Raw genomic sequence first — 13843 nt, forward strand, 5'->3', positions numbered from 1 at the left:
ACCTCTTTTATCGTTTCTAATCATATCTTCTTCCATTCATTCGGGCAAGAAGACAGTCGAAAGCTAAAAAGTCGTAATTATCAGAATGTAACTTGTGAAACCAGTTTAATAATGGTAACGTGGAAAAATAAGTAAGGCAGAGATCCTGATAATAGTTGCTTTAGTAGAATTAAGAGAGGGAGCGGTGATTTATGAATTTAGCAGGTTTAGCTTTTCTGTCTTCTACATTGTTTAAAATAACCGGTATCATTCTAATTGTTTTATCATTATGGGAGCTGCGGGAAGGGAAAAATAAGAAGAAGTATCTTGTGTTCATGTTAACCGGTCTGTTTCTTTATCTGTGGCTGGCCAACGCTCTTTGCTGTTAGCACAACCATTTAATGAAACAAGTCAAAAACCCCTGCTTATTCCACTAATAAGCGGTCGACAGGCTCACGATCCAGAGCTTCGAACCCGCTCCCGGGATGGGGGGGCACGCTTTCCGCAGGAGGGCGTTGAACGAACCGGCACGCCGGTGGATTTCAACCTGCCCTCTCCTCCTGCAGGAGTCGGCCCTCCCATCCCGTCCGCTTTTTCTTGTGCGGTACCGTGAGTACAGCTCCAATCCGAGTGTGTGTCAGAACTGTCCTCGAAAAAAATTCCATGCAGGCGATGCTTCGTTTTGCTGCCATGCAGCCGGAAAACCATACGAAAAATGCAACTACTGTATTTATCTGATGAAATAGACGGAGACTCTTGCGGGAGAAAAAGCAACGGTGAGACCTTACAGGGCATAGCCCAAAGAGGCTCACCAGCTTCCCGCGGAAAGCGATGTCTATTTCAGGAGCGACGGATTCCCCTCTTTTCATTTGTTCGGTAGTCAGATAGAAAATACGTTTGACCTAGCCTCGGTCTGCCCCCGCTTATTCCACTAATAAGCGGGTTTTGCTTTGTTCAGCTGGATATGCATAAAACAACGATTATCCGGGGGACAATAACGGCAACAAATGCAAAACATGGAGTGAAGGAGTTGTTATGATGGGGACGCCAAAACCGATGACGTTTAAGTCGCTTAAGATGAAACCTGAAGCAAAGCTGACCTCGGTCGAGATGGGCAAGCTTTGGGCGACCTTTATGGGAAACAGCATGGCGAAATGCATTTTAACTTATTTTCTTCACCATGTTGAGGATAAGGAAATCAAAGCTTTATTGCAAAAAGCGCTGCACTTAAGTGAAGAGTTTCTTGGAACGATTGAAGACATTTTCACAAAAGATGAATTTCCGATTCCGCAAGGATTTTCTGAAAAGGATATTAATTTAGGTGCTCCCCGCTTATTTCAGGATGAATTTTATGTTCATTATTTAAAATACACGTCGAAGGCTGGCATGAGCATTTACAATGTCGCAGTACCTTTGGTTTACCGCAAGGATGTGAAGGAATTTTTCACCCATTGTATGAAAGAGACGATGAGTTTAATCGATCAAGCGAAAGAAATGTTAATGAAGAAAGGGTTGATTATCAAGCCGCCTTTGATCCCGACTCCGGAAAAAGTCGAATTCGTCCATAAGGATTTTTTAAATGGCTTTTTTGGTCATGTGAGGCCGATGCACGCGTTGGAGATTGCTCATTTTTACGATAATATTGAAAACAATGTCACGAGTAAAGCGTTGATTTTGGCTTTTGCCCAAGTAGTGAAAGATGAACAAATTCGCAAGCTGTTTGAACGAGGAAAAACGTTCACGACAACAGACATTGAAAATTATATGCAAAAGCTGCACGATGAAAATTTGCCGTCGCCGGCGTTTCTCGATCATCTTGTCACGACGTCAGCTTTTTCCCCATTCTCGGACCGGCTGATGCTATACCATAAAATGGACATGTTTATGATGAAAATAAGGTCATTTGGAAATTCTGTCGCGGTGAACGGGCGGCGTGATATCGGCCAGGTTTACACAAAATCATTAATGAAAATTTATTTATTCGTTGAGGATGCGACAAAGATTATGATTGAAAAAGGCTGGATGGAACAGCCGCCGCAAGCTGTAAAAAGAGGAAAATAGCGTGTGGTCATGGAAAGAAAATTCGGATTACAGATTTCCAAAGCTTATAGTTGAAAAGCCAGGATCAAAAGAACAGAGACAAAACTAGCTTAGAGGCTGGGCAAGAGGTAAAAAAACAACCTTTTGACTCAGCCTCTTCTTTTTGTCTATTCAGCGATTTATTTAACGGGTGGAAGCATTCCATGGATGACTATGGTAAAATGCAGAGGGACGTTTACCTTTTCATGATGGACAGGTCGTTTCAAAACCTTATTTGGATCAATGAAAGAAGGAATCGGGGATGGCAGATTCAAAATTAATCCGCGGCACGATGCTGTTAAGCGGTGCGGCGCTTGCTTCAAGAATATTAGGTCTTGTCTATATTTTTCCTTTTACGGCAATCGTCGGTCAGACAGGGGTTGCCCTTTATCAGTACGGCTACATTCCATATACCGTCTTGCTGAGTTTGGCGACGCTCGGTGTGCCGCTTGCCGTTTCAAAATTTGTATCGAAATATAACGCGTTAGGTGATTATCGGACGGGCTACCGTCTTTTTAAATCAGGGCTCGTTTTCATGGCAATCAGCGGCTTGCTCGCTTTTTTCCTTTTGTTTTTCCTCGCGCCGGTCATTGCGCCCATTGTCGTCAGTGATCCGACGGCCACTGAAGGGAACTCATTTGAAGACATTGTCTTTACGATCCGGATGGTGAGTGTGGCGCTGCTCATCGTCCCGCTGATGTCGGTTGTTCGCGGTTATTTCCAGGGGTTTCAATCAATGGGGCCGACCGCTGTTTCCCAAGTGGTTGAGCAAATCGTCCGCGTTCTCTTTATTTTAGCGATGACGTTTTCAATCGTGCAGCTGATGAATGGCAGCAACGGACTTGCCGTCGGTTTCGCGACCTTTGGCGCTTTTGTCGGTGCTCTTGGCGGGCTGGGCGTTCTTCTCTATTATTGGGTGAAGCGCAAGGATAATATTCTGGCCGAGGTCGAGAAAAGCAAGGTCGATCACCAGCTTTCTTTACGTGAGATGTATAAGGAACTGATTGCCTATGCGCTGCCTTTATCGTTTGTTGGGCTGGCGATTCCGCTCTATCAATTAATTGACTCGGCAACCTTTAACCGTACGCTGCAAGCGATCGGGTACAGTCAGCTTGAGGTCGAAACGTATTTCGCTGTTTTCACTTCCACCGCTCATAAAATTGTCCTGATTCCGATGGCTCTGGCGACAGCGCTGTCGATCACACTAGTGCCGACAATCACGAAATCATTTACGAATCAGGATCATTCTTTGCTGCAACGGCAAATCACTCAGACGTATCAGGTAATTCTCTTTTTGACGGTGCCTGCGGCGGTTGGGTTGGCAGTGCTTGCCTACCCTGTCTTCGGTACGCTTTATTCGATTGAGGACCTTGAGATTGGTGGTTATATGTTGCGCTATTATGCCGGTATTACGTTGTTCTTTTCCTTGTTTGCTGTAACGGCGGCGATTTTACAGGGGATGAATAAGCAGAAATACGCGGTTATTGCGCTGGCGGCCGGGCTTGTGATAAAGCTTGTGACAAATATCTCGTTTTTAAAAGCATTCGGTCCGCTAGGCGGAGTGTGGGCGACTTACGCGGGGCATCTCGTTTCGATTGCGGTGACCGTTTGGGCGATTGGGAAGTTTGCCCACTTTCGTTATACATTAATCATCAAACGGGCGATCTTGATTGCTCTCTTTGCTGCTGTCATGGCGATTGGGATCAGCATTATTAATGTCGGCATGCAGAGCTGGTTTCCGCTCACGTCACGGGGAAATGCGTTGGCGATCGTGCTCGTGACGGTTAGTTCCGGAGCGGTTCTTTACTTATATATCAGCTATCGCTCGCATTTAGCCGGCAAGATTCTCGGAGACCGTTTCCGCTTTTTAAAGAAAACGAACAGTCCTTCCAATTAACGTCAACGGACAGCTGACAAAATACTAGTCGCATTCGACAATGGTTGGCAACGAAAGCCTCTTTTGCTTGATTCTATCGTTTGCTATAATAGAGCAAGCTACCATAGGCATTTCAACAACTGGGGCAAAAACAGGTTGGAGGACCCGATGAACTATTCATTCCGAAAAGATAACGATTGGTTATTAATCATCACGACGTTCCTCTTGGCTGGGTTCGGCTTAGTGATGGTATATAGCTCAAGTTACGTGTGGGCGATGGACCATGTTGACAATCCTTATTATTTTATTCAACGACAGCTGTTATGGTTTGGTTTGGCTGTTTTTGTGTTTCTGTTTGTCATGCATATACCGTACCGCTTTTATAAAAAGCTTTCACCATTAATTATTGTTTTGTCCTTGCTGTCTTTGGTGCTTGTGCTCATACCTGGTATTGGGGTGGAAATCAATAATGCCCAGCGCTGGATTGATGTTGGCCCGCTGAATGTTCAGCCGTCTGAGTTTGTGAAAATCGGGATTATTATTTATCTCGCTCAAGTATACTCGCAAAAACAGGCTTATATTGATCAGTTTATTAGAGGGGTTATGCCCCCTCTCGTTGTCGTCGGTTTTGTTTTTGGATTAATTATGCTTCAACCCGATCTCGGTACGGCTACCTCGATTATGATGGTAACGCTGCTGCTTGTTTATTTTTCTGGAGCGAAGTGGCGCCACCTGATCGGTTTAGGGCTTGTCGGGGCGAGCTTGTTCACCGCCTTTGCTTTATCAGCTCCATATCGGGTTGAGCGGCTGACGTCCTATCGCGATCCGTTTGCTGATCCATGGGATAGCGGGATGCAGCTGATTCAATCGTATATCGCGATTGCCCATGGCGGCTTAACAGGGACCGGACTTGGACAAAGTGTGCAGAAATTGCTCTATTTGCCGGAGCCGCACACTGATTTTATTTTGGCGATTGTCGCCGAGGAATTAGGTATTTTTGGGATTTTATTCGTGCTCGGCTGTCACGCTTTAATTCTGTTTCGCGGGGTGATGATCGGCACCCGCTGCAAAAGTCCGTTTGGTACTCTACTGGCTTTTGGCGTAGTCTTTCAGATCGCGATTCAGGTGATTTTTAACGTTGGCGCTGTGTCGGGACTATTGCCGATTACAGGAATTCCGCTTCCTTTAGTCAGTAACGGGGGGTCGTCGCTTCTCATTACGCTGGTCTCGATTGCGATTCTGGCCAATATCTCCCGCAATACAATTCGGCAGCGGCGCTTGGAAGAAATGAAGGAAGAAAAACGCTCAGTCTCTTAATCATAGAGAACGAAGTAGAAACGATAATAAAGTACACACTAGATGGAGGCGACAATGGAAGAACGAAAATCGGGCTTTCAGCAGTTGGACTATACGTTGCTTTTTCTGCTGTTTGTGCTCATGTGCTTTAGTTTGTTGGCCATCTATAGCGGATCGGGTCAGTACCATTCTGACCCGATGCATTATGTCAAGCTGCAGCTGATCTGGTTCGGCGTCGGCATTGTGGCGATGGTTTGTATGATGGTTGTAGATTATGATCTGTTTAAAAATTTTTCGATTCCGCTTTATGGAATCGGAATTGTTGCTTTGTTGCTCGTTGCTTTTTCCCCTTTGGGGGTTTACCGGAACGGGTCTACCCGCTGGCTGAATGTAGGAGTGACGGATATTCAGCCGTCGGAATTCGTCAAGATTTTTGTCATTATTGCGATGGCTCATCTGCTTTATAAAATAACGAGTCAGCGGACTCAAAGGGATATAAAGTCTGACTTAGTAATTGTCGGCAAAGTTTTTCTCGTTGGGGTACCGCCGTTTTTCCTGATTTTGACCCAGCCGGATCTCGGAACGGCGCTTGTTATTGCCAGCATTATGGCGACGATGCTGCTCATGTCAGGGATTTCATGGAAAATCCTCATCCTTCTCGGGCTGGCGTCTGTCTCCGGTATTGTTTGCTTAGTCTGGCTCCATAATTATCACTTTGACATCTTTTCGATCTTTATTGAATCGCATCAGCTTGACCGGATATATGGCTGGCTCGCGCCATATGAGCATCAGGGAACATTCGGTTATCAGCTTGTCATGGCGATGCGCGGCATCGGCTCAGGTCAATTGTACGGCAGCGGCTTTATGCAGGGTGTACAAACGCAAAGTGATCGCATTCCGGAAATTCATACCGATTTCATTTTTACCGTGATCGGTGAGGAATTCGGTTTTATCGGGGCGACCATTCTTATTATTACTTACTTTTTGCTGTTCTATCGGATGATTATTATTGCGCTGACCTGCAACAATATGTACGGAAGCTATCTTGTCGCCGGGGTAATTGGGCTGCTCGTGTTTCAGGTTTTTCAAAATATCGCCATGACGATTGGTTTAATGCCGATCACAGGTCTTGCGCTGCCATTTATCAGCTATGGGGGGAGTGCCCTTTTGACCAATATGCTGGCGATGGGGATCGTCTTAAATGTCAACATGCGAACGAAGCACTATATGTTTGAGGCTGAAGAGGAAGCCCTTTAAGACAAGTTCCTGTCAAAACAGGAGGGAATGCAATGAGAATCGATAAGCTGCTGGCCAACATGGGCTACGGCTCCCGGAAAGATGTGAAGAAGCTGTTGAAAACAGGCAGCGTGCGGATTGACGGGGAAATTGTCAAGGATGGCAAGGTGCATGTGAATCCTGACCGGCAGGAAGTGACCGTTGCCGGCGATGTAGTGGAATATAAGCCTTTCGTTTATTTCATGATGAACAAGCCGAAAGGAGTGATTTCAGCTACGGAGGACGGGCAGCATAAAACCGTGATTGATTTGCTGCAGCCGGACGATGTGTTCTATGACCCTTTCCCGGTTGGCCGGCTTGATAAAGATACGGAAGGATTGCTGCTGCTGACGAATGATGGACAGTTTTCTCATACGCTCATGTCGCCGAAACGGCATGTGGAAAAAACGTACTTGGCCGAGGTGGAAGGCGAAGTGACGGAAGCAGAGGTCGGCTGTTTTCACAAGGGAGTCGAGCTTGAGGACGGCTATGTGACAAAGCCGGCTCACCTGGTCATTCTTGAGCGGGGCAACCTTTCGAAAGTGGCGTTGACGATTACGGAAGGAAAGTACCATCAGGTGAAGCGGATGTTCGCCGCTGTCGGAAAAAGAGTAACGGCGCTGGAGCGGATTGCGATCGGCCCGCTCAAGCTCGATCAGCAGCTGAAGAGAGGCGCCTATCGTGAACTGACCGAAGCCGAATATGACCAACTGATTGGACGGGAATAAAAAAGCAGCTAGTCTCCTGAGCGGGACTAGCTGTTTGTTGTATTGCTTTATGATTGACGTTTACCTAAGACACACGAGTTTTTTTCTTTTTAATAACACTCCATTTGCCACGTGTCGGACTCTCGACAAGGTTATTGTACTCTAACACATTTAAATCGCGTTGAATTGTCCGCTGGGTTATACCGAATTCTTCAACTAACTCATTCGTTGTGACGATCTCCTTTTGTTTAATGTAGAGATAGATGGACTTAATACGAGTCAGCATACGATCAGTTGAAGTTTTCAAAAAACCACTCCTTATTCATAATCATGAATTGGCTCTTGCTTACAGTCTATGCAGTGGCAGGAAAAAACATACATACCACCAATGCGGAGAGCATTCTACAAGCCCGGCCTGTCCCTTTTCTATTTGCTTTTTTCAAGGAAGACGGGTAAGGTTGTAGTGATTAACGATGTGAATCAATACAGTGGCAAATGTTATTATCTCCGACGCTTATATTTTACAATATTTCTACAAATTAAGCAAAACGGAATGCTCAACTTCTTAAAAAGAAAGGAAAAGGAAAGCAAAATGACACGAATCGACTGGCGATTGGAAGTGGAAAAAAGAAAGGATGCCCTGCTTGCAGTGACGCAGGAATTCCTTCAAATAAACAGCGTATATGATGAAACGACGATCACAAAAAAGCAGCCATTTGGGAAAGGGATTGATCAGGCACTTGCGTACTTGCTGGACAAAGCGGAAAGCTATGCTTTTTCGGTGAAAAATATCGACGGTTACGCCGGTAAGATTGAACTTGGCGAAGGAGAGGAGAGCGTCGGAAACCTTTGTCACATCGATGTCGTGCCGGCAGGAGAAGGCTGGACGTCGCCGCCTTTCTCCGCAGAAAGTAGAGATGGCCGCATTTACGCGCGTGGCGCGATTGATAACAAAGGACCGACGATCGCCGCCTTCTTTGCATTATGTTTGGTAAAAGAACTGGAGCTGCCATTAGAGAAACGGGTTCAGCTTATTTTAGGAACAGATGAAGAGCGGGATTGGCGCTGCGTGGAGCATTATTTTAAGCATGAGGAAATGCCGACAGTCGGCTTTGCTCCCGATGCTGATTTCCCGATTATTCATGCCGAAAAAGGGATCGTCGATGTCCTTTTTGAATGGCCGGCAGAGAAAGGCGCGGCTTCGGGGCTTGAATTGAGTAGCTTTACCGCTGGAGAACGCCTGAATATGGTGCCTGACCGGGCGAGCGCCGAAATACTAGGAGAGCGGGCCGAGCTTGACGGGCTGGAAAGGCTTTTCCGCAAGCATCTGCTTGAGCAACAGCATAACGGGGAAGCGGTTTTTGCTGAAAACGGGCGGTTAATCCTTATTTATGAAGGTGTCGCTGCCCATGGCTCGACCCCGGAAGCCGGAATTAACGCCGGAGTGGAGCTGGCCGCTTTTTTGGCCCCGTTTTCCTTTCAGGAGCAGGCTGTTTCCTACTTGCAGATGATTACGAGTCTGTTTCACAATGATATGCGTGGAGAAGCGCTCGGAATCGCGATGGAGGATCAAGTGTCAGGTCCTTTGACCGTAAATAGCAGCCTATTTACATGGAATGAAAAAGAAGCAGGATTCGGCCTCAACATTCGCTATCCGGTGACAGTTGACGGACAAATCTGTTTGCAGCGGCTTGAGCAGAAAATGAGCGAGTACGGCGCCAAAATGGTGGTGAAGGATCATATGACGCCAAGCTATGTCGATGCCCAGCATCCGCTTGTGCGGACGTTACAGGCTGTTTATCAGAGGCAAATGGGCGAAGAGCCGACCTTGCTTTCAACAGGAGGAGGTACCTACGCGCGCACCTTGGCGACAGGAGTCGCTTTCGGTCCCCTTTTTCCGGGGCGGAAGGACGTTGCCCATCAAAAAGATGAATATATCGAGATCGAGGACCTGCTGAAAGCGACCGCCCTTTACGCCGAGGCGATTTATGAACTGGCAGGAGGTTGCCGAAAAGAGTGATTTTTGGCAACCTCCGAAGCAACGCGCGGAGTCGCTGCATATTTTTAAAGAGGCTGGAACAAAAGGCTGTTTTTTTACCTTTTTCCCAGCCTCTCTAAGCTTGTGGCGTGTGAAGCCATTGCCAGTAGGTCCAAAGCTAGTTTTGTCTCAAGCTCGAGTAGCGAACGGCTTTGCCCACTTTTTTTCTTTACTTAAACTTCGCCCAATTATTCAAATCGAAACAAATCGGTCGATAAATAGCGCTCTCCGGTATCGCAGGCAATCGCGACGACGACTTCGTCCGGCTGGAGTTTTTTCGCTACTTCCAACGCGGCGAAGCAGGCAGCTCCTGAAGACGGGCCGACGAGGATGCCTTCTTTACGGGCTAATTCGCGTGTAATGAAGTAGGCGTCTTCATCTTCAATTTTTAGAATCTCGTCATAGACCTGTTCGTTCAGGATTGGCGGGATAAAGCCCGGACTCGTTCCGACCAGCTTGTGAGGTCCCGGTTTTCCTCCTGATAAGACGGGTGATCCGGCCGGCTCCACGACGTGGACGGAGAGGTTTGGATAAAACTTTTTCAGTTCTTCCCCGGTTCCTGTAATCGTTCCACCTGTTCCGGAAGCGGCAACGAAGGCGGCAAGCTGTTTATTTATTTGATCAAGGGCTTCTTTAATCTCCCGCGCTGTCGTATGGCGATGAGCATCCGGATTGGCTTCATTTTCAAATTGCATCGGCATAAAGCTGTTCGGAATCTCTTCTACAAGCTCGTGCGCCTTTTCAATGGCACCAGGCATTTTTTTGTCACCAGGCGTTAGCACAACCTCAGCGCCGTATGCTTTTAACAGGTTAATCCGTTCGGCAGACATCGTATCCGGCATCACAAGAATCGCTTTGTAGCCTCTGGCGGCGGCATTCATCGCCAGTCCGATTCCTGTGTTTCCGCTTGTCGGCTCGATAATTGTTGCTCCGGGTGTAAGCAGGCCATCCTTCTCTGCCTGAATGATCATATTGAATGCCGCGCGGTCTTTCACGCTTCCGCTCGGATTTTGCATTTCGAGTTTTAAGTAGACAGCAGCGCCGTCAGAAGCAGGGAGCCGGTTCAAACGAACGAGCGGTGTGTTTCCAATTAGGTCAGCAATATTATTTACCACGGTCATAAATCCACTTCCTCTGTAAATGATAAGACTATCCTTAGTTTATCATACCTTTAGCGATATTTCCTATTTAATTAATAGGAAAAGAAGGCGAGATAATTGGGAAAATAAAACAAAAGTAAAGACAGCGTCTCGAACGTCAGCTACAATGGAAGAGACAGAAGGATGGTGAAGGAAATGCAGCCGCATTATTTTTTGGCAGTGCCGGTGCCGCAGCTCATACAGTCAGCTTTACATCAGGAGGCCAGGCAGAGTGGCCAGCTTCAATTCCAACGGTGGGTTCACCCGAATGATATTCATTTGACGCTTGTTTTTCTTGGCGGGTGCACAGAGAAGCAGCTCCATGAGCTCGTTCAGCATGGCAGAAGCCTCGTTGAAAATTGGGCTCCCTTTTCATTAACGCTGTCTCAATCAGGCAGCTTTGGGCAAAAAAAACAGCCGCGAATTTTTTGGGTCGGTGTAAAAGCGAGCCAGCAGCTCGCTGTCTATCAGTCTCAGCTTGCTGATCTTTGCCGGTCGCTCGGCTTTGCGGTCGATCAGCGTCCGTATGCCCCTCATCTTACACTTGCCCGGAAGTGGGCTGGCGATGAGGAGTACAATGGCGACGGTCTAGCGCTCGGGAATGGGCAGAGCTGGGAGGTTAATGAAATTATTCTTTATGAAAGTCATGTTCAGCAGGAACCAAAATATAAAACGTATCAAGCTTTTTCTTTAAAAGGAGTTCAACATGAAAGTGATTAATGGCATTTGGCATATTGTGTTATTGACAGTTTTTTACATCATTGGCTGCTCGATTCAGCAGGCTTTTGATCTTTTTATTCCCGGCAGCATAATCGGTATGCTGCTGTTGTTTACGTTGCTTAGTACGAAAATTGTTCCGGTTCGCTTTATCGAAGAGGGCTCAGCTTTTATGCTGCGGCATATGCCGTTGCTGTTTCTGCCCGTAACTGTCGGTATTTTGCAGTTTTTGGATGTTTTTGCCGGAAAAGGAGTCTTTCTTATTGTTATTGCGTTAATCAGCACGGTTATGGTCCTTGTGATCGTAGGGCTGACCAGCCAGGTGTTTCTCATGAAAAAGGGAGAGAAATAGATATGCTTTTTCTACAAATCTTACTTTCTATCTCAGCAACAATTGCGGTATACATAGGGGCGAAAGAGCTGTACCGGCGCTTTCCTTATCCATTCATGCTGCCGGTGTTAGTCGGCACCATTATCCTTATCCTTCTTCTTTTACTCTTTCAAATTTCATTTGAAACGTATTACACGGGCGGCCAATGGCTGGAAAAATTGCTTGGGCCGGCGGTGGTCGCGCTTGCTTATCCGCTTTATAAGCAAATGCAGATGCTCAGAAACTACTTTTGGCCGATCGTCGTCAGTGTGTTCCTCGGGGCGCTTGTCGGCATGACCAGCGGCCTTCTGCTGACGAAGTGGGGCGGCTTTGACGCGGAGCTTGTCTATTCGATTGTGCCGAAGTCCGTGACGGCTCCCATTGCGATGGATATGGCGACAACGCTCGGGGGCATCGCCCCGCTCGCCGCTGTGCTGGTGATGGTCGCCGGAGTAGGCGGAAGCGTCCTCGCGCCTTATTGCTTTACATGGTTTCATATTAAGAATGACGTGAGCAAAGGGGTGGCGATAGGGAGCGCTTCCCATGCGATTGGAACGGCTAAAGCTATCGAAAACAGTGAACAGGAAGGAGCCGCCAGTTCGGTGGCGATGACTTTGAGCGCGATCATTGTTTCCGTCATGGGGCCAATGCTTGTCTTTCTTTTTTACTAGCGGCTATGGTACGATCAAACAAGACAACTCACTACTGAAACGCGCGACAGGTATCACACGATTAGATATGGAGGTACGGGTGTGGCTCATTTAATAAAATTAGAAGATTACATCTCTCGGTACCAATTTGACTTACATCGCTACCCGAGTCAGTTTTCAAGAATGAAAAAAGAACGCTGGTATTATGTGAAGTCTGAATGGGAGCAGGCCCGGCATCCTTCGTTGCAAGTGGAGGATGAGCCGGAGGAGGAAGAGGCTGAATCGAAAGGAGAGGGCATCTTCTCGCAAGCGCTTCAACGGCTGAAAGGATGGCGCCGGTCAGCGGTTGAAGAGGATCCATGGGAGGAAGCCCCGCCTTCGAACGACGAACTGCCGCCAAAATCGCTTGAACAGGTGAAACAGGAATTTCTCGATGAACTGTACAAATCTCAGCTGAGGTGGGCCAGCTCGTCCTTACTCGAGGAATCGACCCTTCATCCCCGTTATAAAGCAGATAAATGGCTGCGCTTTTTTTGCCAGCATATTCCTGATAACTACTTCCTGTTATATAAGCCCGTTCTATTTATGAAAAAAGCTCCGATTGAGCTTGATATTATGTTGATCAGTCCGACGGAAATTATCTGCTTAACGATGCTCGAAGGCAGTGAACTGAGTGTATTTGAAGCGAGCTCTGACAGATTCTGGATCGAATATGTCGATAAAACGCGTAAGAAAAGAGTCAGTCCACTCATCTCATTGGGACGGATGTCGAGGGTGCTGACAACCATTTTGGAAGAAGCAGGATTATCCTATCCGATCCGGAAGGTTGTATTGTCCCCTTCGAGCATGATTGATCATAAGCTCCAAGGCGCGAAGCTCGATCTGATTGACCGGAGAGGCTTCGACGCCTGGCATCAGCGTTTGCGGAAGCACCCGTCTCCTTTAAAGCATCAGCAGATGAAGGTGACAGCGGCGATTCTGTCCTATTGTCATACGGTTTCCAGTGAGACCGTACAAGAAGATGATGAACAATTCATTGATGAGCAATTGAAATAAGCGGACAAAATCCGTATAATAAGCAAGGCATACAAATTACGTGAGTCAGGGTATGTGTCAAATGAGGGAGGATTCCTTATTGACCCTTACCCGAAGCAGCGAGTGAAGTTTGCACGATCGGTAAAGCAAGGGAAGCGGTATTCTTTCCTGTTTGCTGTGTGCAAGCAGGAATCCGCTGCCTTTTCTTTTGGCCTTTTTGAGAAGCGCTTTTTCGTGTGGAAGGCACTTGCTCGCAAGGAAGGCAAACATGTCGGGAGGAAACGCGCAGACTAGCAAAGGAGAGATACATTGACCAGAGAGAGCAGACTACTTCGGGATGGGTTTCATCCGGAAGATTTCCAATGGAGAGTACGAAAGGTTTTTGATTGGTGTGGGAAAGTGGAAATCATGATTGAGCTGGAAGAGCTTGACGGGTGTCTGAGCTTTGGCGATACGGTCCGGGAAGCGAAGGATGGACTTAAGGAAGCTCTTTATTTATGGATCCGCCGCCACGGCGAGCAGCAGCTCCCGGAGGTACAGCAAAGCGCTCATCTTATTATTCTTGAACCGCCGATGACCACGAAGGAATTTCATCATGTCAATGATGAAGTAAAGAAAATGAATTAAAATGTGAAATCGTTTATCATATGATAAAAAAAAGGATTGTTTTTTACCTTTTGCT

14 protein-coding genes are annotated in these 13843 nt (G+C 47.0%); 12 read left to right on the top strand and 2 right to left on the bottom strand.

Annotated elements, in window-relative coordinates:
- Nucleotides 1-191 precede the first annotated feature (191 nt).
- The 6 genes from ABMB67_RS09800 (at nt 192) to ABMB67_RS09825 (ending at nt 7233) form a co-directional block, all read left to right on the top strand.
- Nucleotides 192-368 (top strand): hypothetical protein, encoded by a 177-nt coding sequence (locus tag ABMB67_RS09800; RefSeq protein WP_251223729.1) that lies wholly within the window; start codon nt 192-194, stop codon nt 366-368.
- A gap of 649 nt (nt 369-1017) precedes the next feature.
- A complete protein-coding gene (locus ABMB67_RS09805; protein WP_354571948.1) occupies nt 1018-2040 on the top strand; it encodes a DUF3231 family protein in 1023 nt (340 codons plus the stop codon).
- A gap of 280 nt (nt 2041-2320) precedes the next feature.
- The gene (locus tag ABMB67_RS09810) at nt 2321-3955 is read left to right on the top strand and encodes a putative polysaccharide biosynthesis protein (RefSeq protein WP_251223731.1); all 1635 of its coding nucleotides are present in this window, start codon (nt 2321-2323) and stop codon (nt 3953-3955) included.
- Between the two features lie 147 nt (nt 3956-4102).
- Nucleotides 4103-5251 carry a putative lipid II flippase FtsW gene (gene ftsW, locus ABMB67_RS09815; protein WP_354571949.1) on the top strand — a complete coding sequence of 383 codons (1149 nt, stop codon included), beginning with the start codon at nt 4103-4105 and terminating at the stop codon, nt 5249-5251.
- 54 nt (nt 5252-5305) lie between these two features.
- Complete coding sequence (gene rodA, locus ABMB67_RS09820; protein WP_354571950.1) at nt 5306-6487, top strand: rod shape-determining protein RodA; 1182 nt, start codon at nt 5306-5308, stop codon at nt 6485-6487.
- Nucleotides 6488-6519: 32 nt separating this feature from the next.
- Complete coding sequence (locus ABMB67_RS09825) at nt 6520-7233, top strand: pseudouridine synthase (protein ID WP_354571951.1); 714 nt, start codon at nt 6520-6522, stop codon at nt 7231-7233.
- A 64-nt stretch (nt 7234-7297) separates the two neighbouring features.
- Here ABMB67_RS09825 and ABMB67_RS09830 read toward each other — a convergent pair whose 3' ends face one another.
- Nucleotides 7298-7519 (bottom strand): DeoR family transcriptional regulator, encoded by a 222-nt coding sequence (locus ABMB67_RS09830; RefSeq protein WP_251223735.1) that lies wholly within the window; start codon nt 7517-7519, stop codon nt 7298-7300.
- Nucleotides 7520-7804: 285 nt separating this feature from the next.
- On the opposite strand from ABMB67_RS09830, the gene pepV reads away from it, so the two are divergent.
- A complete protein-coding gene (gene pepV, locus ABMB67_RS09835) occupies nt 7805-9232 on the top strand; it encodes a dipeptidase PepV (RefSeq protein WP_354571952.1) in 1428 nt (475 codons plus the stop codon).
- Between the two features lie 206 nt (nt 9233-9438).
- Here pepV and cysK read toward each other — a convergent pair whose 3' ends face one another.
- Nucleotides 9439-10371: a cysteine synthase A gene (gene cysK / locus ABMB67_RS09840; protein WP_251223737.1), complete on the bottom strand. Its 933-nt coding sequence runs from the start codon at nt 10369-10371 to the stop codon at nt 9439-9441.
- Between the two features lie 162 nt (nt 10372-10533).
- Between cysK and thpR the strand changes: the two genes are divergently transcribed.
- From thpR to ABMB67_RS09865, 5 genes are all read left to right on the top strand, one after another.
- Nucleotides 10534-11109, top strand: a complete 576-nt coding sequence (gene thpR / locus ABMB67_RS09845; RefSeq protein WP_354571953.1) for an RNA 2',3'-cyclic phosphodiesterase — start codon at nt 10534-10536, stop codon at nt 11107-11109.
- Nucleotides 11096-11458, top strand: coding sequence for a CidA/LrgA family protein (locus tag ABMB67_RS09850; protein WP_354571954.1), 363 nt, complete (start codon nt 11096-11098; stop codon nt 11456-11458). The genes thpR and ABMB67_RS09850 overlap by 14 nt, the downstream gene beginning before the upstream one ends.
- Nucleotides 11459-11460: 2 nt before the next feature.
- Entirely contained in the window at nt 11461-12147 is a 687-nt protein-coding gene (locus ABMB67_RS09855) for an LrgB family protein (protein ID WP_354571955.1), read from the top strand.
- Between the two features lie 81 nt (nt 12148-12228).
- Entirely contained in the window at nt 12229-13182 is a 954-nt protein-coding gene (locus tag ABMB67_RS09860; RefSeq protein WP_354571956.1) for a nuclease-related domain-containing protein, read from the top strand.
- Between the two features lie 288 nt (nt 13183-13470).
- Nucleotides 13471-13788, top strand: coding sequence for a type II toxin-antitoxin system HicB family antitoxin (locus ABMB67_RS09865; protein WP_251223742.1), 318 nt, complete (start codon nt 13471-13473; stop codon nt 13786-13788).
- Nucleotides 13789-13843: the final 55 nt, after the last annotated feature.

The organism is Halalkalibacter oceani (assembly GCF_040544555.1).
GTDB classification, from domain to species: domain Bacteria; phylum Bacillota; class Bacilli; order Bacillales; family Bacillaceae_D; genus Halalkalibacter; species Halalkalibacter oceani.